The sequence below is a fragment of the Mitsuaria sp. RG genome, from assembly GCF_028369275.1.
GTDB classification, from domain to species: Bacteria; Pseudomonadota; Gammaproteobacteria; order Pseudomonadales; family Pseudomonadaceae; genus Aquipseudomonas; species Aquipseudomonas peradeniyensis.
Map to the genome: position 1 here is coordinate 1 of NZ_JAQMYQ010000064.1, position 25,376 is coordinate 25,376.

The window sequence follows — 25,376 nt, forward strand, 5'->3', positions numbered from 1 at the left end:
AAGACCAAAGTAACCCGCCGTAAGGGCGGAAAGGTGACTAAATGTCGATATCTTCTACGAATGCGCACACAAAAATCAAAACAATCACCCAAGAGCCAGAGCCTTCAAGCAATAAACTCCGACTCCCCACCCCCCCGTACCTCACCATCATCCTGCCGAACACTGAGCACCACAGCCCCCCCACACAACCCAACCAACCCCACACTGGCCACCACGATATCCCCCATCCCCATACCGGCAAGCAGCAAAATCAGACTGATCCTGAACAGCGTGGTCATGGCCATCTCCAAGGCAGGGCGAACGAACTCCATGAAACCACCATAACCCCGAAGCCCCCCATGCAAAGCGCCAGGACAAGCGATTGGCACTGAATCCACCCGCTTTGGCAGAAAGCCCGTCACTTGACGCCACCCCCCATCCCTGATTTCATTGAAACCGTTTTCATCAACCCTGCAAAAGCGCAAACAAGAAGGAAACAGGGTGAACAAAGAGCCAACATCCGTCCGCGGTCGGGTCACCATCAGCGAAGTCGCCAAGGCCGCCGGCGTTTCCAAGGCCACGGTGTCGCGCTACATGGGCGAGGACCGGCAACTGCTCGCCGAAGCCACCGCGCAACGCATCGAGGCCGTCGTCGAACGCCTCGGCTATCGCCCCAACCGCATGGCCAGCGCCCTCAAGCGCGGCCGCACCGGGCTGATCGGCATGCTCCTGGCTGATATCCGCAACCCCTATTCGGTGGCGGTGATGCACGGCGTCGAGACTGCCTGCCGCCAGCACGGCTACAGCCTGGTGGTGTGCAACACCGACTACGACGACGACCAGGAACGCAGCCACCTGCAAGCCCTGCAGTCGTACAACGTCGACGGCCTGATCGTGAACACCCTCGGCCACCGCGCCGACGAGCTGGCCAAGCTGGCCCTCAACCTGCCGATGGTGCTGGTCGACCGGCAACTGGCCGGCCTGGCAGTCGACCTGGTGGGGCTGGACAACAGCGACGCCGTCGAACAGGCCCTTGATCACCTGCAGCGTTGCGGTTATCGCGACATCCTCGCCGTGACCGAGCCGCTCGACGGCACCAGCTCCCGCCAGGAGCGGGTTGACGCCTTCCAGGCCTCCATCGCCCGGCGCCCTGGCCTGCGTGGGCAGGTGCTGGCGGTGGGCGCGGACCTGCCGGAGCAGCTGGGCAGCTTCATCGCCGGGGCAGGGCACGGCCCGCAGGCCTTGTTCACCTGTAACGGCGTTGCCACCCTGGAAGTGGTACGCGTGCTGCACGCCCGTGGCGGAACGCTGTTCCAGGACGTCGGCCTGCTGGCGCTCGACGAGCTGGACTGGTACCCGTTGGTGGGCAGCGGCATCACCGCCCTGGCCCAGCCCACCGGGCGGATCGGTGCCGCAGCGTTCCAGTGCCTGCTGGAGCGCCTGCAAGGCAGCGGTTCGCCGGCGCGGCGCCTGGATTTGCAAGCCGAGCTGATCCCGCGAGGCTCCACCCGATCACAAGCCTGACGGCGTCCTTGACGCCGATGCTGCTGGCGAAAAATGAAACCGGTTTCATCTACAAGAACAAGGACCACACACATGCAATCGCCCATTGTCTCCATCAGCTTGTCGAGTTTCGGTGCCGATGCCGTGCGGCGCCTGGGTCAGGCCAGCTACCTGCCGTTGCTGGCCGCCGCCGGTGCGCGGCGGGTGGAATGGCGTGAGGAACTGTTCGACGCCACGCCCGCTGCCACCACCCTGGCCAACCTGGCCGCCGAGCATGGCCTGCAGAGCCTTTACTCCACGCCACTGGAGCTGTGGCGCGAGGATGGCAGCCTGGAGCCGGCCATCGCCCAGCGCCTGCAACTGGCAATCGAAATCGGCGCGGTGGCGCTGAAGGTGTCGCTGGGGCATTACCAGCCAGGCTGTGACTTGCAGGCCCTGGCGCCATTGCTGGGACACAAGACAGCGCTGTATGTGGAAAACGACCAGACGCTTTACGGCGGACGGCTGCAGGTCCTGGAACGATTCTTCCGCGAGGCGCAGGAGCAGGGCGTGGCACCGGGCATGACCTTCGATATCGGTAACTGGTACTGGCATGACGAATCACCGCTGCTGGCGGCACAGCTGCTGGGCCGTTGGGTGCGCTATGTGCACTGCAAGGCCGTGGCCCGGCGTGCCGACGGGCGCCTGGTCGCGGTCGTGCCCCAGGCGCTTGACCTGGCCCAGTGGCGCGAGCTGATGACCTATTTCGCCCCGGACCTGCCGCGGGCCATCGAATACCCCCTGGCCGGTGACGACCTGCTGGCGCTGACCGCGCGGCAGGTCGCGCAACTGGCGCAGTTGGAAGGGCAGGTGTGCCATGGCTGAGCGCGACGTCCTGTGTTTCGGTGAAACCATGGCCATGTTCGTGGCCGCGCAGCCGGGCGAACTGGCCCAGGTCGAGGGTTTCGGCAAACGCATCGCCGGTGCCGACAGCAACGTGGCCATCGGCCTGGCGCGCCTGGGTCTGGGGGTGCGCTGGCTGAGCCGGGTGGGTAACGACTCGCTCGGCGCCTTCGTGCTCGACACCCTGCGCCAGGAAGGGCTGGACTGTTCCAGCGTCGAGATCGATGACGAGCATCCCACCGGGTTCCAGCTCAAGGAGCGCTGCGATGACGGCCGCGATCCGAAAGTCGAGTATTTCCGTCGTGGCTCGGCGGCCAGCCGGTTGTCGCCGGCCCAGCTGCAACCCACGTTGCTGGAGGCCCGGCACCTGCACGCCACCGGCATTCCACCGGCCTTGTCGGCCAGCTGCCGCGCGCTCTGCCACCAGTTGCTGGACAACATGCGCGCCCATGGCCGCAGCATTTCCTTCGACCCCAACCTGCGGCCTTCGCTGTGGCCGGACCGCCAGACCATGGTGCGCGAGATCAACGCCCTGGCGTTCAAGGCCGACTGGGTCCTGCCGGGGCTTGAGGAGGGGCGCCTGCTGAGTGGCCGCGAGTCGCCGCAGGCCATAGCCGAGTTCTACCTCGAGCAAGGTGTGCAATACGTGGCCATCAAGCTTGGCGCCGAAGGCGCCTACTGGCGCGACGCCAAGGGTGAACACGGGGTAGTTCCGGGCTTTCCGGTGGCCCGGGTGGTTGACACCGTGGGCGCGGGTGACGCCTTCGCCGTCGGCGTGATCAGCGCCTTGCTCGAAGGGCTGCCGCTGCGCCGGGCCGTGGCCCGGGGCAACTGGTGCGGCAGCCGGGCGGTGCAGAGCCGGGGCGACATGGAGGGCCTGCCGCAACGCCACGAACTGGACCTGCACGAACACGCTTCGATCCAACCACGCTGAATCGCCGGACCGTCCGGCACCTGATGTGACAAGAACAACAAGACCAGGAGAATCCCCATGCAGCTTGATCGACTCGCTCCCAGACGCTGGTGGTACATCATGCCCATCGTCTTCATCACCTACAGCCTGGCCTACCTCGACCGGGCCAACTATGGCTTTGCCGCGGCCTCGGGCATGGCCGACGACCTGAAGATCACCCCGGCGCTGTCGTCGCTGCTCGGCGCGCTGTTCTTCCTTGGCTACTTCTTCTTCCAGGTGCCGGGCGCCCTCTATGCGCAGAAGCGCAGCGTGAAGAAGCTGATCTTCGCCAGCCTGATCCTCTGGGGTGGCCTGGCGACGCTGACCGGCGTGGTGCATGACGTCTACCTGCTGATCGTCATCCGCTTCCTGCTGGGCGTGGTGGAGGCGGCGGTGATGCCGGCCATGCTCATCTACCTCTGCCACTGGTTCACCCGCGCCGAGCGCTCGCGGGCCAACACCTTCCTGATCCTCGGCAACCCGGTGACCATCCTGTGGATGTCGGTGGTTTCGGGCTACCTGGTGCAGCAGTTCGACTGGCGCTGGATGTTCATCATCGAAGGCGCGCCGGCGATTCTCTGGGCCTTCATCTGGTGGCGCCTGGTGGATGACCGTCCGGAGCAGGCCAAGTGGCTGGATACCCGCGAGAAGGCGGCGCTGCGCCAGGCGCTGGACGCCGAGCAGCAGGGTATCAAGCCGGTGAAGAACTACCGCGAGGCGTTCCGCTCGCCTACGGTGTTGATCCTGTCGCTGCAGTACTTCTGCTGGAGCATCGGCGTGTACGGCTTCGTGCTCTGGCTGCCGTCGATCCTCAAGCAGGCGGCGGCGCTGGACATCGTCACCGCCGGCTGGTTGTCGGCGGTGCCGTACCTGGGGGCGGTGGTGGCCATGCTCGGCGTGTCCTGGGCCTCGGATCGCCTGCAGAAGCGCAAGCGTTTCGTCTGGCCGCCACTGCTGATCGCCGCCCTGGCGTTTTACGGCTCGTACAGCCTGGGCACCGAGCATTTCTGGTGGTCCTACGCCTTGCTGGTGATCGCCGGGGCCTGCATGTACGCGCCCTACGGGCCGTTCTTCGCCATCGTCCCCGAGCTGCTGCCGGCCAACGTCGCCGGGGGCGCCATGGCGCTGATCAACAGCATGGGCGCGCTGGGCTCGTTTTCCGGCTCGTGGCTGGTGGGCTACCTCAATGGCGCCACCGGCGGACCCGGCGCCTCCTACCTGTTCATGTGCGTGGCGCTGCTGCTGGCCGTGGCCCTGACCGCCGTTCTCAACCCCTTGCAACAGACACGCCGGCAAAGCCTGGCGCCCAGCCGATAGGTACCGTGCAATGAAGAAACGCATCGTCCTCTACAAACGCCTCTCCGACGCGCTCATGGCCCGCCTGCAGGCGCACGCCGAGGTGACCCTGGTCGAATCGCCCAGTGCCGACGGCCTCGCCCGCCTGCGTGCGGCGCTGCCGGGCGCCCATGGGCTGCTCGGCGCCAGCCTGCGCCTGGACGCCCCCTTGCTCGACCTGGCGCCGCAGCTGGAAGTGGTCTCCAGTGTATCGGTCGGCGTCGACAACTACGATATCGACGCCTTCGACCAGCGCGGCGTGCTGTTGACCAACACCCCCGACGTGCTCACCGAAACCACCGCCGACACCGGCTTCGCCCTGATCCTCGCCTGTGCCCGGCGGGTCGTCGAGCTCGACGGCTGGATCCGCGCCGGCCACTGGCAGGCAGGTATCGGGCCGGCGCAGTTCGGTTGCGATGTGCAGGGCAAGACCCTGGGCATCGTCGGCATGGGCCGTATCGGCGAGGCCCTGGCCCGCCGCGCCCATGCCGGTTTCGGCATGCGCGTGCTGTACCACACCCGCCAGCCACGGCCCGAGGTGGAGGCGCGGTTCGCCGCCGCGCATCGCAGCCTGGAGGCATTGCTGGCCGAGTCCGATTTCGTCTGCCTGTGCCTGCCGTTGACCGCCGCGACCGAGAACCTGATCGGCGCACCACAACTGGCGCTGATGAAACCGTCGGCGGTCCTGGTGAATATCTCCCGTGGTCGGGTGCTGGACGAGGCTGCATTGTTCCAGGCCCTGGCCGAGCGGCGCATTCGCGGCGCCGGCCTGGACGTGTTCGTGCGCGAGCCGTTGCCGGCCGATTCGCCGTTGCTGCAACTGGACAACCTGGTGGTGACGCCGCACATCGGCTCGGCCACCGAGGAGACCCGCGAGGCCATGGCCCGTTGCGCCGTTGAAAACCTGCTGGCCGCCTTGGCCGGCGAGCGGCCGCAGAACCTGGTCAACCCGCTTGCCTGGTCGCGGCGAAACCCATGAGCGGGGCGAGCACTGTGCTTGCCATAACAACAGCCCTTGCCCGATTCGATATCCCGGGGTCGCGCCGCGACCCTTTGGCAAAACAAGGCCGCTCCGCCGAGACAGCGCTGTCTCGGCCTGTGGCTCCGGGATCTTCAGCGGTGAAAAGGGCGACGATTTCCGTATGACCTGATCAACAGAGAGACATCCTCATGTCCAAGGACCAACCCGCCTCCGTGCAACCGGCGCGCCGGGCGTTCCTGCGCCAATCCCTGACCCTGATCCCGGTGGCGACCCTCGCCGGCACGGGACTGGGCAGCGCAGTGCTCGCCGACAGCGTCACCCCGGCACCTGCCGAACCGGCCCGAGCGGCCCCGGCACGGGCCTACCAGCCGAGCTTCTTCACCCGCGAGGAGTGGGCCTTCGTCAGCGCCGCCGTGGCCGTGCTGATCCCCACCGACGCCCTCGGCCCCGGTGCGGCCGATGCCGGCGTGCCCGAGTTCATCGACCGTCAGCTCAACACCCGCTACGGCAGCGGTGGGCTGTGGTACATGCAGGGGCCATTCCGCCCCGACGCGCCCACCGAGCTGGGTTACCAGCTCAAGCTCAGCCCTCAGGAGATCTACCGGCTGGGCATCGCCGAAACCGACGCCTGGTGCCAGGCGCAGTTCGGCAAGGCGTTCGCCCAGCTCGGCCTTGAACAACAGCAGCAGGTGCTCGAGGCCCTGGACGGCGGCAAGCCGGTCTTTGCCACGGTGCCGGCGGCCACCTTCCTCGGCATGCTCTGGCTGAACACCCGTGAGGGCTTTTTCAGCGACCCCCTGCACGGCGGCAACCAGGGCCTGGCCGGCTGGAAGCTGGTCGGCTTCCCCGGCGCCCGCGCCGATTTCATGGACTGGGTGGAGCGCGACGAGCGCTATCCCTTCCCGTCAGTGTCCATCAGCGGCGAGCGAGGTTGAGCCATGAGCCAAGTGATGAAGAAAGTCGATGTGGTCATCGTCGGGTTCGGCTGGGCCGGGGCGATCATGGCCAAGGAACTGACCGAGGCCGGCCTGCAGGTGCTGGCCCTGGAGCGCGGCCCTGCCCGCGACACCTACCCGGACGGCGTCTACCCGCAGACCATGGACGAGCTGACCTACAACTCGCGCAAGAAGCTGTTCATGGACATCTCCCGCGAGACCGTGACCCTGCGCCACAGCGTCAACGACGTGGCCGTGCCGTACCGCCAGTTCGGCGCCTTCCTGCCCGGCACCGGCACGGGCGGAGCGGGGCTGCACTGGTCCGGCGTGCATTTTCGCGTCGACCCGGTGGAGCTGCGCCTGCGCAGCCACTACGAGGAGCGCTACGGCAAGCGTTTCATTCCCGAGGGCATGACCATCCAGGACTTCGGCGTCAGCTATGAAGAGCTGGAGCCGTACTTCGATTTCGCCGAGAAGGTGTTCGGCACCTCCGGCACGGCCTGGTCGATCAAGGGCCAGGTGGTAGGCCGCGACAAGGGTGGCAACCCGTTCGCCGCCGACCGCTCCAGCGACTTCCCGCTGGCGGCGCAGAAGAACACCGTGTCGGCGCAGCTGTTCGAGAAGGCCGCCCGCGAGGTCGGCTACCACCCCTACAACCTGCCGTCGGCCAACACCTCAGGGCCCTACACCAACCCCTACGGCGCGCAGATGGGGCCGTGCAACTTCTGCGGCTATTGCAGCGGCTATGCCTGCTACATGTACTCCAAGGCCTCGCCCAACGTGAACATCCTCCCGGCCCTGCGCCAGGTGCCGAACTTCGAGCTGCGCAACAACGCCCATGTGCTGCGGGTCAACCTGACCGCCGACAAGCGCCTGGCCACCGGCGTGACCTACGTCGACAGCCAGGGGCGAGAGGTGGAGCAACCGGCCGACCTGGTGATCCTCGGCGCGTTCCAGTACAACAACGTGCGCCTGATGCTGCTCTCGGGCATCGGCAAACCCTACGACCCGGTGAGCAACGAAGGGGTGGTCGGACGCAACTTCGCCTACCAGAACATCTCCACCGTGACCGCGTTCTTCGACCGCGACAGCCACCACACCAACCCCTTCATCGGCGCCGGCGGCAACGGCGTGGCGGTGGACGACTTCAACGCCGACAACTTCGACCATGGCCCCCACGGCTTCGTCGGCGGTTCGCCGTTCTGGGTCAACCAGGCCGGCGCCAAGCCGATCTCCGGCATCAAGGTGCCGCCGGGCACGCCGAAGTGGGGCAGTGGCTGGAAGGCCGCGGTGGCCGACAGCTACCGGCACATGCTGTCGATGGACGCCCATGGCGCGCACCAGTCCTACCGCGACAACTACCTCGACCTGGACCCGGTGTACAAGGATGCCTACGGTTTGCCCCTGCTGCGCATGACCTTCGACTGGAAGGACAACGACGTGAAGATGAACCGTTTCATGGTCGAGCGCATGGGCAAGATCGCCGAGGCCATGGGGCCCAAGGCGATCAGCGCGGGCAAGAAAGCCTTCGGCCAGCACTTCGATGCCTCCACCTATCAGACCACCCACCTCAACGGTGGCGCGATCATGGGCACCGATCCGAAAACCAGCGCGCTCAATCGCTACCTGCAGTGCTGGGACGTGCACAACGTGTTCGTGCCCGGCGCCTCGGCCTTCCCCCAGGGCCTGGGCTACAACCCCACCGGCCTGGTGGCGGCACTGACCTACTGGTCGGCGCGGGCGATCCGCGAGCGCTACCTGAAGAACCCCGGTCCACTGGTGCAGGCATGAGGAAGGCCAACATGAAGACATTGCTCATCGCCATGCTGGGCCTGGGCGCCAGCACCTTGCTGCAGGCCGCCGACGCGGTGGACCCGGCGCAGGTCAGGCAAGGCGAATACCTGGCCCGCGCCGGCGACTGCGTGGCCTGCCACACCGCCAAGGGCGGCAAGCCGTTCGCCGGCGGGCTGCCCATGGAAACGCCCATCGGCACCCTGTACTCGACCAATATCACGCCCCATGCGAGCGGCATCGGCCAGTACAGCTACGAGGACTTCGAGCGTGCCGTGCGCCAGGGTATCGGCAAGGATGGCAGCACGCTGTATCCGGCCATGCCGTACCCGTCCTATGCCCGGGTCAGCGACCAGGACATGCAGGCGCTCTACGCCTACTTCATGCACGGCGTGCAGCCGGTGGAGCAGCAGAACAAGGACAGCGACATTCCCTGGCCGCTGAGCATGCGCTGGCCGCTGGCGTTCTGGCGCGGGTTGTTCGCGCCGCCGGTCAAGCCGTTCGAAGCCGCCGGGCGCGATCCGCTGGTGGCGCGCGGCGCCTACCTGGTCGAAGGGTTGGGGCACTGTGGCGCGTGCCACACGCCGCGGGCGCTGACCATGCAGGAAAAAGCCCTGGATGCCGGCGACGGCGCGGCGTTCCTGTCCGGCAGCGCGCCCCTGGAGGGCTGGATTGCCAAGAACCTGCGCGGTGATCACAAGGATGGCCTGGGCAGTTGGGACGAGGCGCAGATCGTTGCCTTCCTCAAGACCGGGCGCAACGAGCGTACCGCGGTGTTCGGCGGCATGAGCGACGTGGTCGAGCACAGCATGCAGTACATGAGCGACGCCGACCTGACCGCCATCGCCCGGTACCTCAAGACCCTGCCGCCGGTGAACCCGGACGACAAGCCGTTCCGCGAGGATCCTGCCGTCGCCCAGGCGCTGTGGCAGGGCAATGACGGCAAGACCGGCGCGGCGCTCTACGTCGACAACTGCGGTGCCTGCCACCGCACCGACGGCAAGGGCTACGCCCGGGTGTTCCCGGCGCTGGCCGGCAACCCGGTGGTGCAGGGCGAGGATGCCACCTCGTTGATCCACATCGTGCTGGAGGGCGCGACCCTGCCGGCCACGGCGACGGCGCCCTCGACCTTCAGCATGCCGGGCTTCGGCTGGCGCCTGTCGGACCAGCAGGTGGCCGATGTGGTCAACTTCATTCGCGCCAGCTGGGGCAACCAGGCACCGGCGGTGAAGGCGGGGCAGGTGGCGCAACTGCGCAAGCAGGCGCCGCCGGCACTGAAGGCCGAGTCGTTGATCGGCGATACCACGGGTATCCAGGAGCCCTGAGCAGTGGCCGGGGGCAACGGGTCTGCACGACCTTGCCCCTGGCCCCGCCACTCAGAACCAGCGGTCGTTGCGTTTACGGCCGCGGGTCAGCGCCGGCAGGATCAACCCCGCCAGCAGCCCGGCCCCGGCGATGCTGCCGCCGTAGACCATGTAGCGCATCATCACCTGCTTGTTCTCGTCACCCAGGCGCGCCTGGGTGTCGCGCAGGGTCGACTGGCTCTGCGCCAGTTGCTCGTTGAGCGCCTTGTTGCGGCTTTCCAGCTCGTCGATCAGCGCCTTGCGCGAGTCGAGGGTCTCCTGCATGCCCTGCACGCGGTTCTTCCAGCTCTCGTCGATGTTCTTCAACTGGCCGGACAACTCGGCCACCTGGGCGTCGAGCTGCGGCAGGCGCTCGTTCTGGCCGGGCACGGCCTGCAGGTCGTTGCTGAGGATCCACACCAGGTCGCCGCTCTGTCCGCGCACCTGGCTGTAGTTGCCCTGGCTGGTCACCAGGCTGACCTTCTGCCCGGACTTGAGCGTGCCGACTATGCGGTGGCCATCGGTGGGACCGCTGCGCACGTAGGTGCTCAGGCTGTCGCTGACCCAGCGCGCATCGCTGGCCGGCTCTTCGGCGTGGGCCGGAACGGCAAGGGCGATCAGGGCGGCGATCAGGCCGCCGCGCAGGGCGGTGAGGGCAGGGGAAGCGGGCTGGATGTCTGGCATGCTGGTCTTCGCTGAAACAGGACGAATGAAGGCCCGATGACTGGGCCGGCGATCCGGTCGGGTGGATTGACCGTCAGCGAAAGACCGTTTTTTTGTAGGCAGGTTCACTACCTGGTGCAGGAAATGTCTGCAGGATGTTGCTGGCCGTATCTCTAGCAGCGTGGGAGCGGGCTTGCCCCGCGATGCGATCGATGGCACCGACTTTGTCGGTGATCGCGGGGCAAGCCCGCTCCCACGCTGCCCCAGCTAAATCACAGCATTACTTTTTGCTCCATTGCAGCGGCTACCTCAGGCCACCACCTCATAGCACGGCACATACGCCGCCCCACCGGGCAGCTTCATGCGGTGCTGGTCGACGAACGCCTGCAGCAGGCGCCCGAGCGGGTCGAGGATCGCCGCGTCGCCGCGGATCTGGTACGGCCCGTGCTCCTCGATCAGGCGGATGCCCTTGTCCTTGACGTTGCCGGCGACGATCCCGGAGAACGCCCGGCGCAGGTTGGCCGCCAATTCGTGGGGCGGCAGTTCGCGGCGCAGGGCCAGGTTGGCCATGTTCTCGTGGGTCGGGTCGAACGGGTGCTGGAAGCCCTCGTCGATCTTCAGCAGCCAGTTGAAGTGGAACGCGTCGTTACGTTCACGGCGGAACTGCTTGACCACCTTGAGCCCCTCGACCATCTGCCGGGCCACTTCGGCCGGATCGTCGATGATGATCTGGTAGTGACGCTGGGCGGCCTCGCCGAGGGTTGCGCCGACGAAGGCGTGCAACTGCTGCAGGAAGGCTTCGGCGCTGCGCGGCCCGGTGAGCACGACCGGGAACGGCAAGTCCTGGTTGTCCGGGTGCATGAGAATGCCGAGCAGGTACAGGAACTCCTCGGCGGTGCCGGCGCCGCCGGGGAAGATGATGATGCCGTGGCCGACGCGGACGAAGGCCTCCAGGCGCTTCTCGATGTCCGGCAGGATCACCAGTTCGTTGACGATCGGGTTGGGCGCCTCGGCGGCGATGATGCCCGGCTCGGTCAGGCCCAGGTAGCGACTGCCGTGCATGCGCTGCTTGGCATGGGCAATGGTGGCGCCCTTCATCGGCCCCTTCATCACGCCCGGGCCGCAGCCGGTGCAGACATCCAGCTTGCGCAGGCCCAGCTCGTGGCCGACCTTCTTGGTGTACTGGTATTCCTCGCTGCTGATCGAGTGCCCGCCCCAGCACACCACCAACTTCGGCTCGACGCCCGGGCGCAGGGTGCGGGCGTTGCGCAGCAGGTGGAAGACGTAGTCGGTGAGGCCTTGCGAGCTTTCCAGGTCGATGCGCTGGCTGGCCAGCTCGCTCTCGGTGTAGACGATGTCGCGCAGGGCGCTGAACAGCATCTCGCGGGTGCTGGCGATCATTTCGCCGTCGACGAAGGCGTCGGCCGGGGCGTTGAGCAGCTCAAGGCGCACGCCGCGGTCCTGCTGGTGGATGCGTACCTCGAAGTCCTTGTAGGCCTCGAGGATGGTCTTGGCGTTGTCGACATGGGCGCCGGTGTTGAGGATGGCCAGGGCGCACTGGCGGAACAGGGTGTAGAGGCTGCCGGTACCGACTTCGCTCAGTTGCTGGACTTCACGTTGCGACAGCGTCTCCAGGCTGCCCTTGGGGCTGACGGAGGCGTTGATGACATTGCGTTGGGGCATCTGGTCTTTCCTGTGCGGGTAAAACATCCTTCTTGGACAACACCATACAAGCAAATGTGCGTGGCAACGAGGGGGCGGGTGAAAAAGCCTGGCTGGCAATCGTGGGAGTGGCCTTTGTGGGAGAGGGCTTGCCCCGCGATCAGGGCCGGTAAGGCATCGCGGGTCAAGCCCGCTGCCACGAAGGTCACCTCACCTTGAACACATGCCGCAGGTACGCCACGAAATTCTCGTCCCGGCACTGGGTCTTGCCCGGGCTGTCGGAGATCTTCGCCACCGGCGCGCCGTTGCAGGCGGTCATCTTGATCACCATGTTCATCGGCTTTACCCCGGGGATATCGCAGGTGAGGTTGGTACCAATGCCGAAGCTGACATGGATCCTGTCATTCAACGCACGGTACAGCTCAAGCATCTTCTGGAAATCCAGTCCATCGGAAAAGATCAGCGTCTTGCTCTTCGGGTCGATCCCCAGCCGGTCATAGTGGGCGATGGCCTTCTCGGCCCAGGCCAGCGGTTCGCCCGAGTCATGGCGCAGGCCGTCGAACAGCTTGGCGAAGTACAGGTCGAAGTCGTGCATGAACGCATCCATGCCGATGCAGTCGGTCAGGGCGATGCCCAATTGTCCACGGTATTCACGTACCCAGCATTCCAGCGCGGCGACCTGGCTGTCGACCAGGCGCGGACCGAGCTGCTGGTGGGCCATGAACCACTCATGGGCCATGGTGCCTAGGGGTTTGACCTGGTATTCGCGGGCCAGGTGCACGTTGCTGGTACCGACGAAACGCCCGGGAAAATCACGCTTGAGGATATGCACCACTTCTTCCTGCACCCGGTAGGAGAATCGCCGGCGGGTACCGAAATCGGCCAGTTGCAGACCGGCCAGCTCGTCGTCGCTGGCTTCTGCCCTGAGCCAGTCGAGTTTCTGGTACAGGCGCTCACCGACCTGTTCGATCAGCACTTCGCGATAGCGGTAGCGGTTGCGTACCTCGCTGATGATCGCCAGCAACGGAATCTCGAACAGGATCACATGCAACCACGGGCCGCGTACGCGGATCGCCAGTTGCCCGGCATCGTCCAGGCCGACCTGCACATAGCGCAGGTTGAAGCGGAACAGGCTGAGGAAGCGGATGAAGTCCGGCTTGATGAACGGGATCTTCTCCAGATAGGCCAGCTGGTCATGGGTGATCGAGACATCGGCCAACTGCTCGACCTGATAGCGGATCTCGGCGAGGTAGGGCGCCAGGTCCTCGTCGTTGCGGCAGCGAAATTCCCATTCCACCTCGGCGTTGGGGTAGTTGTGCAACACCGCCTGCATCATGGTGATCTTGTAGAAGTCGGTGTCCAACAGGTTCTGGATGATCCGTGGGCCGAAGACGCTGTCGCTCATGGGCGGGCCTCTTTGAGTTGAACGAGTTGGATGTCGAGGGCCTGTTCGTCGGCGCACAGGTGGATGCCGGCACGGGTCATTTCGGCGCAGGCCGCCTGTGCGCCTTCCGCGCTCAGGGCACGGCAGGCCGGCAGGTACAGCAGTACCTCGAAGCCGGCGCGGCGCAGTTGCAAGGCGGTGGTGCGCACGCAGTAGTCCAGTGCCAGCCCGCCGACAATGATCGCCTGCGCCTGTTGCACCTTGAGGAACTCGATGACGCCGGTGGAGCGGCGCTCGGCCAGGTCGTGGTAGCAGGCGCCGTAGGGGTGCAGGTCGGGTTCTACGCCTTTCCAGACGAAGTAGTCGTAGTCGATGGGGGCGGGCAGGCCGGGCAGCAGCTCGAACCCCGGGGTGCCGGGGACGCAGTGGCGGACCCAGGTCAGGTCGGCATTGGCCAAGGTCAGTGGTTGCAGCATCTGGCCCGGCTCGGCGACCACCCAGGCGGCGTTGGCCGGGTGGGCGTCCTTGCTGCCCAGGCGCAGCGAGGCGCGTTGGGCCATGGCGTTGAGCGCGGGGGCGATCAGGTGGCCGCCGGGCACCGGCAGCTCATGGGGGGCGTTGGCGGTGAAGCCGTTCTGCGCGTCGACATCGAAACTGGCGATTTTCATCGGAGGAAGCTCCTCGGCTGGAATGGCTAAATATTTCACCTGGTGAATTAAGTGTGTCAAGATTATTTTATCCAGGGGTTCAGACTTGCTCTATTTAATCGCCCTGGTGGAATATAGGCGGACGTTGATTAAGGAACCGTTCCGTGAGCACAGCTGAAGTCCTGGCCAGTGTCGATATCGTCACCCTGCGCCTGTCGCCACACAGCCAGCGCCTGGAGGTGTTGCTGTCCCCGCGCGAGCGCGAGCCCTACAAGGGCCAGTGGGCCTTGCCGGGCGTCATCGTCAATGGCAGTACTGCGGACAACAATCTGGATGTCGCCGCCTGCCGGGCTCTCTCGGAAAAGGCCAAGGTGCGCCCGCGCCACCTGGAGCAGGTTGGCACCGAGGGCAATGCTTCCCGCGACCCGCGGGGCTGGACATTGAGCACTTACTACCTGGCGTTGCTTGACCCTGCGGTCGTGGTCGAGGATCCGCAGATTGCCTTCTTCGATCTGCAAGCCGTCCTGGATAATGAGCCGCCGTTGCCGTTCGATCATCGTCTGCTGGTCGAGCGCGCCTACGAACGGCTGGCGGCCAAGGCCGTGTACACCAACCTGCCGCTGTACCTGGCACCCGAGCGGTTCACCGTGCTGGACGCCCTGGCCGCCGCGCAGGCGTGCCTGGGACAGCCGGTCAACAACACCTCAATGCGCAAACGTCTGGAGCGCATGAAGAGCGAAGGTTGGGTGCAGGACACCGGAGAGAAGAACCAGCCCCGGCTGGGGCGGCCACAGCAACTGTACCGGCATACCCCGCAGGGGAGCGGCGCGTTCATGTTCGACCGGAGTCTGTTGGCGGGAGGATAGTCAGGACAGGTTGCGGCCTCTTCCTGCAGTCGTCGAGTAACGACTATCCTTGCCCCATGACCAACCCGCCTCCCCAACGCCATCCTTGTCCACCGGGCGCCTGCGACTGCGGCCGCGAACGCCTGGCCGACGGCCCCGAGCGACGCATCCTGCTGCTCACCCGCGAGGAGGAGAAGCGCCTGGTCGAACGCCTGGAAAACCTCAAGGATCTGGAGGACCTGCAGCGCCTGCAAGCGCGCCTCTACGAACAACTGGGCATCCGCGTGTATATCGCCCCGGGCTTCAACGAAGTGCGCACCATGCGCGGCATCGTCATCGAGCTTGCGGCGCAGACAGGGCTGTGCCGCAAAACCCGCCAGTCGATTCCCGCCGCCATCCGTCGTGGGCTGGAGCGCAATCCGCAGGTGGCCTTCCGCCTGCTCGACGCCCACGACCTGTTGCGCGACGCCTGAGCCTCAGCGCATCGCCGCCAGCTTGATACCAAAGCCCACCAGGCAGGCGCCGGCCAGGCGTTCGAGCAGGTTGGCGATGCGCGGGCTGGCGCGCATGCGCTCGGCCAGGCGGTGGGTGAGCAGCACCGCCACCAGGCCGTAGAGCAGGGTCAGGCCGGCCACGGTCAGCGCCATGAAGGCGAAGGTCACCACGCCCTGGTGGCGCACCGGGTCGATGAACAGCGGGAAGAACGCCATGTAGAACATGATCGCCTTGGGGTTGAGCAGGGTGATCATCATGGTCTGGCGCAGGTAGCGGCCGCTGGCCATGCCGCTGTCGCGCGGCGCACCGCCGGGCTTGCTCAGCACCATGCGCAGGCCGAGCCAGGCCAGGTAGGCGGCGCCGGCCCACTGCACCACATGGAAGGCGGCCGGGTAGGTGGCCAGCAGGGTGGCGACGCCGGCCACCGCCAGCCACATCAGCACCTGGTCGCCGAGGATCACCCCGAAGGTGGCGGCCAGGCCGCCCTTGATGCCGCCCTTGCCGGTGGCGGTGATCAGGGCGAAGTTGCCGGGGCCGGGGATCGCCAGGAGGATGAGGAACGCGATCACGAAAGCGCCGTAGTCGGTCACGCCGAGCATGGGAAGTCTCCTGGGGAAGGTGGGCGGGCAGATCACGATATATGCCATTATTCGCGGGACTTGCAAAGCCATGGCGGCACAGGGAGGTGAAGATGGCGTTCAGCGCGGATGAGCGGGCGGTATTGCTGGCGGTCAAGGGCGTGGGGCCGACCGTGGTGCAGCGGCTCGAGCAGTTGGGTTATGACTCGCTGGCACGACTGGCCGGGGCCGATGCCCTGCAGATCGTCAGCGAGGCGGCCGGGCTGGTGGGCAGCAGTTGCTGGAAGAACAGCCCGCAGGCGCGGGGGGCGATACAGGCGGCGATTGCGCGGGCCAGGGAGGTTGCTTTTTGACGGGCTGTCCAGATGTGGCACGCACGTTGACCGTTTCCCCTGTAGGAGCGGCCTTGTGCCGCGAAAAGGCTGCGTAGCGGCCCCAGGGGTTCAGCGTTGACACATCAATCGCCGGGGCTGCTACGCAGCCCTTTCGCGGCACAAGGCCGCTCCTACAGAGGGGCGTGCAGGGCCTTTGGAGCAGCATAAAAAAGCCCCGAAGACCAAGGCCTTCGGGGCAAACGGTTGGGGGAGGAACCAACCAAAGGAGTCTTCACATCAGGGGGCGATCAGCGCGAGCTGGCCACCACGTCGGGTTGCCAGCCGCCGCCCAGCGCCTTGTAGATCGCGACGATGCCGCTGTACAGCTCGACCTCGCCCTGGGCCTGGGCGTCTTCGGCGCTCAGGCGTTCGCGCTCGGCGTCGAGCAGCACCAGGTAGTCCACCGTACCTTCGCGGTAGCGCACCGAGGCCAGTTCCGCCGCCTTGCGGCTGGCGTCGCTCTGGCGCATCAGCGCCAGCAGGCGCTGTTGGCGCTTGCCGTAGTCGCTGAAGGCATTGGAGGATTCCTCCAGGGCCAGCAGCACCTGCTGTTCGTAGTTGGCCAGGGCACCCTCGGCATCGGCCTTGGCGCCGCGCAGGCGGGCGCGCACGCTGCCCAGGTCGAAGGCTGCCCAGGTGATGCTCGGGCCCAGCGCCCAGGCATTGGCAGCCGAGGAGCCGATCTGCGAGCCGCGCGCGGCGGTGAAGCCGAGGAAGCCGCTCAAGCTGACCCGTGGGAACAGGTCGGCGGTGGCCACGCCGACGTTGGCCGTGGCCGCCGCCAGCTGGCGCTCGGCGCTGCGGATGTCCGGGCGGCGGCGCAGCAGCTCGCCGGGGTCGCCCACCGGCAAGGCCTTGGCTATGGCGGGCAGGGCCTTGGGCGCCAGGTCCACGCTCAGGGCGTCCGGGCGCTGGCCGAGCAGGGTGGCGATGCGGTTCTTCGCCCGTACCTGTTCGGCCTGCAGCTGTGGCACGGTGGCTTCAACACCCGCCAGGCGGGCGTCGGCGCGGACCACGTCGAGCTCGTTGCCGACCCCGGTATCGCGCAGGGTCACGGTGATGTCCCGCGACTGCTGCTGGGTCTTGAGGTTGGCCACGGCGATCTGCTCGCGCAACTGGGCGCCGCGCAACTGGCCATAAGCGTCGACCAGTTCGGCGATCAGGCTGACCTGCAGCTGCTGCAGGTCGGCCTCGGCGGCGGCTTCCTGGGCTTCGCTGGCTTCGATCTGGCGCTGGATGCGGCCGAACAGGTCTAGCTCCCAGGCCATGTCCAGGCCCAGGTCATAGCGCTCGCTGTTGACCCGGCGCTCGGTCTGGCCGGGTACCTGGCCCTTGCCCAGGTCGCTACTGGCGCGGCTGGTGACCACGGGGATCTGGTCGTTGGACACGTCCTCGCGAATCGACCGCGCCGCTTTCAGGCGGGCGAAGGCCACGCGCAGGTCGCGGTTGCCGTCCAGCGACGCCTGTACCAACTGGTTGAGCACCGGGTCGTCGAACTGCTTCCACCATACGCTCTCGAAGCGGTTGCGGTCGAAGGCCTTGGCTTGCAGGCTGCTGTCGAGCTGCGCCGGTTCCGTGGCCGGGGTCTTGTAGTCCGGGCCCACCGCGCAGGCCGCCAGGGCCAGTGCCAGCAGGCTCGGGGTCAGGGGTTTGAGCAACTTCATGCGTGGTTCTCCAGGGCCACTGCGTGCCCGGCCTTGCGGGCCTGGCGACGCTCGACGAAACGGCGGATCAGGAAGAAGAACACCGGGGTCAGGAACAGGCCGAACACGGTCACCCCGATCATCCCCGAGAACACCGCCACACCCATGGCGTGACGCATCTCGGAACCGGCGCCGGAGCTGAACACCAGCGGCACCACGCCCATGATGAAGGCGATCGAGGTCATCAGGATCGGCCGCAGACGCAGGCGGCAGGCTTCCAGTACCGCAGCCAGCGGGTCGAGGCCCTTGGCCTGTTCATCCTTGGCGAATTCGACAATCAGGATCGCGTTCTTGCACGCCAGGCCCACCAGTACGATCAAGCCGATCTGGGTGAAGATGTTGTTGTCGCCACCGGAGACGATCACCCCGGTGATGGCCGACAGCAGGGTCATCGGCACGATCAGGATCACCGCCAGCGGCAGGCTCCAGCTCTCGTACTGGGCGGCCAGCACCAGGAAGGCCAGCAGCACGCAGAGCGGGAACACGAACAGCGCGGTGTTGCCTGAGAGGATCTGCTGGTAGGTCAGGTCGGTCCATTCGAAGGTCATGCCGTTGGGCAGTTCCTCCTTGAGCAGTTTCTCGATCGCCGCCTCGGCCTGGCCGGAGCTGTAGCCTGGGGCCGCGGCACCGTTGATCTCGGCGGTGATGAAGCCGTTGTAGTGCATGACCCGGTCAGGCCCGGAGGTGTCGCTGACCTTGAGGAAGGTCGCCAGCGGGATCATCTCGCCCAGGTTGTTGCGCACCTTCAGCTGGCCGATCTGCTCGGCGTCGAGGCGGAACTGCTGCTCGGCCTGGACGTTGACCTGGTAAGTGCGGCCAAAGCGGTTGAAGTCGTTGGTGTACAGCGAGCCCAGGTAGACCTGCAGGGTGTCGAAGATGTCATTGATTGCCACGCCGTGGGTCTTGGCCTTTTCCCGGTCGATGGCGGCATCGACCTGCGGCACGTTGACCTGGTAGCTGGTGAACAGGCCCGCCAGTTCCGGCACGTTGTGGCTCTTGGCGATGATGTTCTGGGTCTCTTTGTACAGCGCTTCGTAGCCCAGGTTGCCGCGGTCCTCGATCTGCAGGCGGAAGCCGCCGATGGTGCCCAGGCCTTGGACCGGCGGAGGCGGGAAGATCGCGATGTAGGCGTCCTGGATATCGGCGAACTGGGCGTTCAGGGCCGCCGCGATGGCCGCCGCCGACTGGCTCGGGTCCTTGCGCTCGTCGAACGGCTTGAGCGGGGTGAACACGATGCCGCTGTTCGGGCTGTTGGTGAAGCCGTTGATCGACAGGCCCGGGAAGGCCACCGAATCAGCCACGCCCGGTTGCTTGAGGGCGATCTCGCTCATCTTCTTGATCACCGCCTCGGTGCGGTCGAGGCTGGCGGCGTCAGGCAGCTGGGCGAAGGCCACCAGATACTGCTTGTCCTGGGCCGGGACGAAGCCGGTCGGGGTGGACGAGAAGCCCAGGTAGGTCAGGCCCATCAAACCGGCATAGACGAACAGGGCAATGCCGCTGGAGCGGATGACCCGGCGCACGCCGCCGACATAGCCATGGCTGGCGCGGTCGAAGAAGCGATTGAACGGGGCGAACAGCCAGCTGCCCAGCAGTTTTTCCAGGAACCGCGAGAAACGGTCCTTGGGCGCGTGGTGGTCCTTCAGCAGCACGGCGGCCAGGGCCGGCGACAGGGTCAGCGAGTTGAATGCCGAGATCACGGTGGAGATGGCGATGGTCAGGGCGAACTGCTTGTAGAACTGCCCGGTGAGGCCGGAGATGAACGCGGCGGGCACGAACACGGCGCACAGCACCAGGGCGGTGGCGATGATCGGGCCGGTCACTTCGCTCATGGCCTTCTGCGTGGCTTCCAGCGGTTTCAGGCCAAGGCCGATGTTACGCTCGACGTTCTCCACCACGACGATGGCGTCGTCCACCACGATACCGATGGCCAGTACCAGGCCGAACAACGACAGCGCGTTGAGCGAGAAGCCGAACAGGTGCATCACCGCGAAGGTGCCGATCAGCGAGACGGGCACGGCCATCAGCGGGATGATCGAGGCGCGCCAGGTCTGCAGGAACAGGATCACCACCAGCACGACCAGGATCAGGGCTTCGAACAGGGTGTGTACCACGGCTTCGATGGAGCCACGAACGAACACGGTCGGGTCATAGACGATGCTGTAGTCCATGCCTTCCGGGAACTCTTTCTTCAGTTCGGCCATCTTCGCCCGCACTTCGTCGGAGATCTCGATGGCGTTGGAGCCTGGGCGCTGGAAGATCGGGATGGCCACCGCCGGCTGGTTGTTCAGCAGCGAGCGCAGGGCGTACTGGCTGGAGCCGAGCTCGACCCGGGCGATGTCCTTCAGGCGGGTGATCTCGCCGTTGGCACCGGCACGGATGATGATGTTCTCGAACTCTTCCTCGTTGACCAGGCGGCCCTGGGTGTTGATCGACAGCTGGAAGCTGGTCGAACCCGGGGCGGGCGGGGCGCCCAGCTGGCCGGCGGCGACCTGGCGGTTCTGCTCGCGAATGGCGGCCACCACGTCGCTGGCGGTCAGGTTGCGCGAAGCGGTCTTGTTCGGGTCGAGCCACACCCGCAGCGAGTAGTCGCCCATGCCGAACAGCTGCACGTCACCGACGCCACCGAGGCGCGCCAGCTCATCCTTGATGTTGAGGATGGCGTAGTTGGACAGGTAGAGCATGTCGTAGCGGTTGTCCGGCGAGGTCAGGTGCACGACCATGGTCAGGTCGGGCGAGGCCTTGTCGACGGTGATGCCGATGCGCGTCACCTCTTCCGGCAGCTTGGGCTGGGTACGGGTCACGCGGTTCTGCACCTGCACCTGGGCGTTGTCCAGGTCGGTGCCCAGGGCGAAGGTGATGGTCAGGGTCAGCTTGCCGTCGGCGGTGGACTGCGAGGACATGTACAGCATGTTCTCGACACCGGTGATGGCCTGCTCCAAGGGCGCTGCGACGGTCTCGCCGATCACCTTGGGGTTGGCGCCGGGGAAGTTGGCGCGCACCACCACGGTGGGCGGCACCACTTCGGGGTATTCGCTGATCGGCAGCTGGAACAGCGAGATCGAGCCCGCGATCAGCAGCACCAGCGACAGCACCGCGGCGAAAATCGGCCGGGTAATGAAGAATTTCGAAAAGTTCATCGGTGTTGTCCCTTAACCGCGCGGCGCTTGGGCGCTGGCGACTTTGACATTGGCGCCGGCAACCTTCGGCGCCGGGTTGCTGGCCTCCAGGGCCTGGCGCTGCTGGGCGAGGGCGGCGAGGGTCTGCTCGCTGGCCATCGGCGTTTCCTCAGGGGTGACCGGCGAGCCCGGGCGCACGCGCTGCAGGCCCTTGACCACGATGCGGTCGTCCTTGGCCAGGCCGCTACGGACGATGCGCAGGCCTTCGAGCTTGGGTCCCAGTTCCACGGCGCGGTAGGCGGCCTTGTTGTCCTTGTCCATGACCAGCACGAACTTCTTGCCAAGGTCGGTGCCGACCGCTTCGTCGTTGATCAGCACGGCGTCGTACTGGGCGCTGCCGACCAGCTTCAGGCGCGCGTACAGGCCCGGGGTGAACTGGCCGTCGCGGTTGTCGAACACGGCGCGGCCACGGATGGTGCCGGTGCGCGGGTTGACCTGGTTGTCGACGAAGTTCATCTGGCCCAGGTGCGGGTTGCCGGTCTCGTTGGTCAGGCCCAGGTACACCGGGGTGCTCTGGCCGCGCTGGCCGTCGCGGGCGAGCTGGCTGTACTTGAGGTACACGCGCTCGTCGGCGTCGAAGTAGGCGTACACCTTGTCGGTGGAGACCACGCTGGTCAGCGGGGTGACGTCGGCGCTGACGATGTTGCCGGCGGTGAACTGGGCGCGGCTGACGCGGCCACTGATCGGCGCGGTAACGCGGGTGAAGCTCAGGTTCAGGCGGGCCAGGTCGAGCTGGGCCTGGATCGCGTCGACCCCGGCGCGGGCCTCGGCGGCGGCGCTGCTGCGCGACTCGGCCAGTTCCGCAGAAATCGCGTTGCTGTCGCGCAGGCGCTCGCCACGGCGGGCTTCGTTGGCGCTGCGGATGGCGGTGGCCTTGGCCTGTTGCAGCTGGGCTTCGAGGCGGCGCACTTCTGCCTGGAACGGGCGTGGGTCGATCTGGAACAGCAGGTCGCCTTTCTTGACCTGGGCGCCTTCGGTGAAGGCCACCTGGTCGATCTGGCCGGACACCCGTGGACGTACTTCGACGGTTTCCGGCGCTTCGAGGCGGCCGGTGAACTCGTCCCATTCGTTGATCGGCTGTTCGATCACCTTGGCTACGCTGACCTTGGGCGCGGCGGGAGCCTGCACGGCGTCGGGGGTGCGACCGCAAGCGCTGAGCACCACCACTGCCAGGGCAGCGAGGGGGAAGCGCAAGGGTTTGAGTGAGTGATCCATGGAGAACTCCGCCAATGTATTAGTAGTGGGCGGAGTGTGAGTGTCTTGCGCGTGGCGCACGAATCAAACGGAGCGAAGGTTATTATCACGCGCAATGATAGGTCGGGTGCCGTCATCGATCCGGACGCATGGTTTCAGGCCGGCATCACCCCGTGTAGGAGCGGCCTTGCGCCGCGAAAGGGCTGCGCAGCAGCCCCAGGATTTCAGCGTTGACGCATCAATTGCCGGGGCTGCTTAGCAGCCCTTTCGCGGCACAAGGCCGCTCCTACAGGGGGATGGTGTAATTCGGCAGTCAGCGTGGCCCGCCGGATGCCTTCTCACGCAACGCCTTGGCCACTTTCGCCTCGATCTCGTAGGCCGGCCCCTCTAGTGCCTGGTAATCCCGGGTATAGCGCCTGGCGAATTCCTCCACCCCCAGTTCCTGGTACTGCTGCACATGCTTGAGCTCATGGGCCCACAGCGCCACGTTGTCCTCGGCATCGGCGCTGCGACGGAAAATGATGGTGTCGATCAGGGTCACCGCGTTGACGTCCGGGTTCTGCAGCAATGCGTTGGCGGCGCTGATCTGCTGTTCATCGCCCACCCGGTAGCGCGCCGCGTCGAGCACGGCGAAATCGTACCAGGGCTCGAGCTGGGCACGGACATGCAGGGGGATCGGCTGGCTGCCGCTGGCGGTGGCCTCATCGCGAGCCTGGCGTAGGGCGAATACCAGGCTGCCGCTGGCCATGCGCTCGACATCCTGCAGCACCTGGCCGCCCTGGTTGGGGTCGATGGGCGCGCAGAAACACACCACCAGGCATACCTGGTATTGCCCGACCGGGCAGCTGTCCTGGGCGAAGGCGGGCAGAGTCAACAGCAGTCCCAGCAGCGTACTAGCGAGCCTCATCGAAGACCCGTCCGACCAGTTTGCGGCTGGCGTCCAGCACCTGCGCCTGCACCGGCTCGCTGGCCAGCATACGGCCCACCACCAGTGCGCCGACGCACTGACTGAGCAAGGCCCAGGCCAGCTCGGAGTCGTCGAGGGTCTCGCTCCACGCCTGGTGCAGCTCCACCAGCCAGTGTTCGGCCTGTTCGCGCACCGGTCGCTCGGCGCGGGCGATCTCCACCCCCAGTGGCGGCAGTGGGCAGCCGCCCTCGGCATTGTGCAGGTGGGCCAGGCTCAGGTATTGCTCGAGCAGGCGCTTGAGCCGGGGCCGATCGGTGCCACGCTCGACCAGACGCGCCAACGGGCTGTTGGCCAGTTCGCGGCGGACGATCTCGCTGAACAGGTCGTCCTTGGACGGGAAATGGTTGTAGAAGGCGCCGCCGGTCAGGCCGATGGCCTTCATCAGCCCGGCCACGCCGGTGGCGGCGAAACCCCCGCGCTTGGCCAGGGCGCCGCTGCTGGCCAGCAGCTTTTCGCGGGTCTGTTGCTTGTGGTCGGTGCTGTAGCGCATGCGCGGAACCTCTTGGCGCGGGCTTGACGATAGGCTGATCGTAGCATAGCGTTCGTTTACTAAACGATCATTCATCAATGGAGCGGTCCATGGCAGAACAACAAAAGGTCGTGCTGGTGATCGGCGCGGGCGACGCCACCGGGGGCGAGATCGCCAAGCGTTTCGCCCGCGAGGGGTATGTCGCCTGCGTGACCCGGCGCCAGGTGGAAAAACTGCAGCCGCTGGTCGATGAGATCCGCGTCGCAGGTGGCCAGGCCCATGGCTTCGGGTCCGATGCGCGCAAGGAAGAAGAGGTCGCCGAGCTGGTCGAGACCATCGAGCGGGATATCGGCCCGATCGACGCCTTTGTCTTCAATATCGGCGCCAATGTTCCGTGCAGCATCCTCGAGGAAACCCCGCGCAAGTACTTCAAGATCTGGGAAATGGCCTGCTTCGCCGGCTTTCTCACCGCCCAGGCGGTCGCCCGGCGCATGGTGACCCGCGAGCGCGGCACCATTCTCTTTACCGGCGCCACCGCCGGTACCCGCGGGGCGGCCGGTTTCGCCGCCTTCGCCGGGGCCAAGCACGGCCTGCGCGCCTTGGCCCAGAGCATGGCGCGCGAGCTTGGGCCGCGCAACATCCATGTCGCCCATGTAGTGGTCGACGGCGCCATCGACACCGCGTTCATCCGCGACAGCTTCCCCGAACGCTATGCGCTCAAGGACCAGGACGGCATCCTGGACCCGGCGCACATCGCCGACAGCTACTGGTTCCTGCATGCCCAGCCACGGGATGCCTGGACCTTCGAACTTGACCTGCGCCCGTGGATGGAGCGCTGGTAAGTCCCACCCTCATACAAGGAACGAATCATGAGCAAGACCGTCGAGTTCTTCCTGGACCTGGGCAGCCCGGCCACTTACCTGGCCTCGACCCAGCTACCCGCCCTGTGCGCGCGTCACGGGGCGCGGTTGGTGTACAAGCCGATTCTGCTGGGCGGGGTGTTCCAGGCCACCGGCAACGCCTCGCCGGTCATGGTGCCGGCCAAGGGGCGCTATATGCGCATCGACCTCAAGCGCTACGCCGACCGCTATGGCGTGCCCCTGACCCTGCCGCCAGGGTTTCCGGTCAACACCCTGACCTTGATGCGCGGGCTGACTGGCGTCCAGTTGTTTGCCGAGGAACGTTTCGAAGCGCTGTTGAAGGTGCTTTTCGAAGGGCTGTTCGTGCACGGGCGCAATCTGGCAGACCCTGCGGTATTGGGTAAGACCTTGGCCGCAGGAGGCTTCGAGGCCGAGATGTTCCAGGAGCTGGCCGTGCGACCCGAGGTCAAGGACGCCTTGCGCAAAGCTACCGAGGAGGCGGTCGAACGTGGCGTGTTCGGGGCGCCGACATTCTTCGTCGACGGGCAGATGTTCTTCGGCCAGGACCGGCTGGATTTCGTCGAGCAGGCTTTGGCCCGGCAGGCATGACGATCTGGCCATGCCACCCCCCTGTAGGAGCGGCCTTGTGCCGCGAAT

24 protein-coding genes are annotated in these 25,376 nt (G+C 66.3%); 13 read left to right on the forward strand and 11 right to left on the reverse strand.

Annotated elements, in window-relative coordinates; all coding sequences use genetic code 11:
• Positions 1-104: 104 nt before the first annotated feature.
• Positions 105-278, reverse strand: a complete 174-nt coding sequence (locus tag POF53_RS23975) for a hypothetical protein (RefSeq protein WP_186732228.1) — start codon at positions 276-278, stop codon at positions 105-107.
• Between the two features lie 202 nt (positions 279-480).
• Here POF53_RS23975 and POF53_RS23980 point away from each other — a divergent pair, with 202 nt between their 5' ends.
• The 8 genes from POF53_RS23980 to POF53_RS24015 all read left to right on the forward strand — a co-directional run bounded on the left by POF53_RS23980 (position 481) and on the right by POF53_RS24015 (position 9,684).
• The gene (locus POF53_RS23980) at positions 481-1,503 is read left to right on the forward strand and encodes a LacI family DNA-binding transcriptional regulator (protein WP_498969738.1); all 1,023 of its coding nucleotides are present in this window, start codon (positions 481-483) and stop codon (positions 1,501-1,503) included.
• A 72-nt stretch (positions 1,504-1,575) separates the two neighbouring features.
• Positions 1,576-2,346 (forward strand): hypothetical protein, encoded by a 771-nt coding sequence (locus POF53_RS23985; protein ID WP_498969740.1) that lies wholly within the window; start codon positions 1,576-1,578, stop codon positions 2,344-2,346.
• Positions 2,339-3,298 (forward strand): sugar kinase, encoded by a 960-nt coding sequence (locus tag POF53_RS23990; protein WP_498969742.1) that lies wholly within the window; start codon positions 2,339-2,341, stop codon positions 3,296-3,298. The genes POF53_RS23985 and POF53_RS23990 overlap by 8 nt, the downstream gene beginning before the upstream one ends.
• Before the next feature lie 57 nt (positions 3,299-3,355).
• Positions 3,356-4,633: an MFS transporter gene (locus POF53_RS23995; protein ID WP_232856151.1), complete on the forward strand. Its 1,278-nt coding sequence runs from the start codon at positions 3,356-3,358 to the stop codon at positions 4,631-4,633.
• A 10-nt stretch (positions 4,634-4,643) separates the two neighbouring features.
• Entirely contained in the window at positions 4,644-5,630 is a 987-nt protein-coding gene (locus POF53_RS24000; protein ID WP_232856150.1) for a 2-hydroxyacid dehydrogenase, read from the forward strand.
• 191 nt (positions 5,631-5,821) lie between these two features.
• On the forward strand, positions 5,822-6,568 hold the full coding sequence (locus POF53_RS24005; RefSeq protein ID WP_232856149.1) for a gluconate 2-dehydrogenase subunit 3 family protein: 747 nt from the start codon (positions 5,822-5,824) through the stop codon (positions 6,566-6,568).
• A gap of 3 nt (positions 6,569-6,571) precedes the next feature.
• Entirely contained in the window at positions 6,572-8,359 is a 1,788-nt protein-coding gene (locus POF53_RS24010; RefSeq protein ID WP_232856148.1) for a GMC family oxidoreductase, read from the forward strand.
• Between the two features lie 11 nt (positions 8,360-8,370).
• Positions 8,371-9,684, forward strand: coding sequence for a c-type cytochrome (locus POF53_RS24015; RefSeq protein ID WP_498969745.1), 1,314 nt, complete (start codon positions 8,371-8,373; stop codon positions 9,682-9,684).
• 51 nt (positions 9,685-9,735) lie between these two features.
• Here the strand turns inward: POF53_RS24015 and POF53_RS24020 are convergent, their stop codons facing one another.
• The 4 genes from POF53_RS24020 to POF53_RS24035 all read right to left on the reverse strand — a co-directional run bounded on the left by POF53_RS24020 (position 9,736) and on the right by POF53_RS24035 (position 14,079).
• Positions 9,736-10,386 carry a TIGR04211 family SH3 domain-containing protein gene (locus tag POF53_RS24020; RefSeq protein ID WP_232856146.1) on the reverse strand — a complete coding sequence of 217 codons (651 nt, stop codon included), beginning with the start codon at positions 10,384-10,386 and terminating at the stop codon, positions 9,736-9,738.
• Positions 10,387-10,674: 288 nt separating this feature from the next.
• On the reverse strand, positions 10,675-12,048 hold the full coding sequence (gene ppnN, locus POF53_RS24025; RefSeq protein ID WP_203652441.1) for a nucleotide 5'-monophosphate nucleosidase PpnN: 1,374 nt from the start codon (positions 12,046-12,048) through the stop codon (positions 10,675-10,677).
• 184 nt (positions 12,049-12,232) lie between these two features.
• Positions 12,233-13,432 (reverse strand): nicotinate phosphoribosyltransferase, encoded by a 1,200-nt coding sequence (pncB, locus tag POF53_RS24030; protein WP_498969748.1) that lies wholly within the window; start codon positions 13,430-13,432, stop codon positions 12,233-12,235.
• Positions 13,429-14,079, reverse strand: a complete 651-nt coding sequence (locus POF53_RS24035) for a nicotinamidase (protein WP_498969750.1) — start codon at positions 14,077-14,079, stop codon at positions 13,429-13,431. The genes pncB and POF53_RS24035 overlap by 4 nt, the downstream gene beginning before the upstream one ends.
• Positions 14,080-14,222: 143 nt before the next feature.
• Here POF53_RS24035 and POF53_RS24040 point away from each other — a divergent pair, with 143 nt between their 5' ends.
• Both POF53_RS24040 and POF53_RS24045 read left to right on the forward strand, forming a co-directional pair.
• A complete protein-coding gene (locus tag POF53_RS24040) occupies positions 14,223-14,924 on the forward strand; it encodes an NUDIX hydrolase (RefSeq protein WP_498969752.1) in 702 nt (233 codons plus the stop codon).
• Positions 14,925-14,980: 56 nt separating this feature from the next.
• Entirely contained in the window at positions 14,981-15,376 is a 396-nt protein-coding gene (locus POF53_RS24045; protein ID WP_475858787.1) for a hypothetical protein, read from the forward strand.
• 3 nt (positions 15,377-15,379) lie between these two features.
• Here POF53_RS24045 and POF53_RS24050 read toward each other — a convergent pair whose 3' ends face one another.
• Complete coding sequence (locus POF53_RS24050; protein WP_186732241.1) at positions 15,380-15,997, reverse strand: LysE family transporter; 618 nt, start codon at positions 15,995-15,997, stop codon at positions 15,380-15,382.
• A 92-nt stretch (positions 15,998-16,089) separates the two neighbouring features.
• Between POF53_RS24050 and POF53_RS24055 the strand changes: the two genes are divergently transcribed.
• Positions 16,090-16,329, forward strand: a complete 240-nt coding sequence (locus POF53_RS24055; RefSeq protein ID WP_110738643.1) for a helix-hairpin-helix domain-containing protein — start codon at positions 16,090-16,092, stop codon at positions 16,327-16,329.
• 269 nt (positions 16,330-16,598) lie between these two features.
• Here POF53_RS24055 and POF53_RS24060 read toward each other — a convergent pair whose 3' ends face one another.
• The 5 genes from POF53_RS24060 to POF53_RS24080 all read right to left on the reverse strand — a co-directional run bounded on the left by POF53_RS24060 (position 16,599) and on the right by POF53_RS24080 (position 23,880).
• Entirely contained in the window at positions 16,599-18,014 is a 1,416-nt protein-coding gene (locus POF53_RS24060; protein ID WP_498969755.1) for an efflux transporter outer membrane subunit, read from the reverse strand.
• On the reverse strand, positions 18,011-21,190 hold the full coding sequence (locus POF53_RS24065; protein ID WP_203652451.1) for an efflux RND transporter permease subunit: 3,180 nt from the start codon (positions 21,188-21,190) through the stop codon (positions 18,011-18,013). The genes POF53_RS24060 and POF53_RS24065 overlap by 4 nt, the downstream gene beginning before the upstream one ends.
• A 12-nt stretch (positions 21,191-21,202) precedes the next feature.
• A complete protein-coding gene (gene mexE, locus POF53_RS24070; protein ID WP_203652452.1) occupies positions 21,203-22,444 on the reverse strand; it encodes a multidrug efflux RND transporter periplasmic adaptor subunit MexE in 1,242 nt (413 codons plus the stop codon).
• A 292-nt stretch (positions 22,445-22,736) separates the two neighbouring features.
• On the reverse strand, positions 22,737-23,330 hold the full coding sequence (locus tag POF53_RS24075) for an eCIS core domain-containing protein (RefSeq protein ID WP_498969758.1): 594 nt from the start codon (positions 23,328-23,330) through the stop codon (positions 22,737-22,739).
• Positions 23,317-23,880 (reverse strand): TetR/AcrR family transcriptional regulator, encoded by a 564-nt coding sequence (locus POF53_RS24080; protein ID WP_232856139.1) that lies wholly within the window; start codon positions 23,878-23,880, stop codon positions 23,317-23,319. The genes POF53_RS24075 and POF53_RS24080 overlap by 14 nt, the downstream gene beginning before the upstream one ends.
• 89 nt (positions 23,881-23,969) lie before the next feature.
• Between POF53_RS24080 and POF53_RS24085 the strand changes: the two genes are divergently transcribed.
• Both POF53_RS24085 and POF53_RS24090 read left to right on the forward strand, forming a co-directional pair.
• A complete protein-coding gene (locus tag POF53_RS24085; protein WP_498969760.1) occupies positions 23,970-24,701 on the forward strand; it encodes an SDR family oxidoreductase in 732 nt (243 codons plus the stop codon).
• A gap of 27 nt (positions 24,702-24,728) precedes the next feature.
• A complete protein-coding gene (locus POF53_RS24090; protein ID WP_498969762.1) occupies positions 24,729-25,328 on the forward strand; it encodes a 2-hydroxychromene-2-carboxylate isomerase in 600 nt (199 codons plus the stop codon).
• The last annotated feature ends 48 nt before the right edge of the window (positions 25,329-25,376 follow it).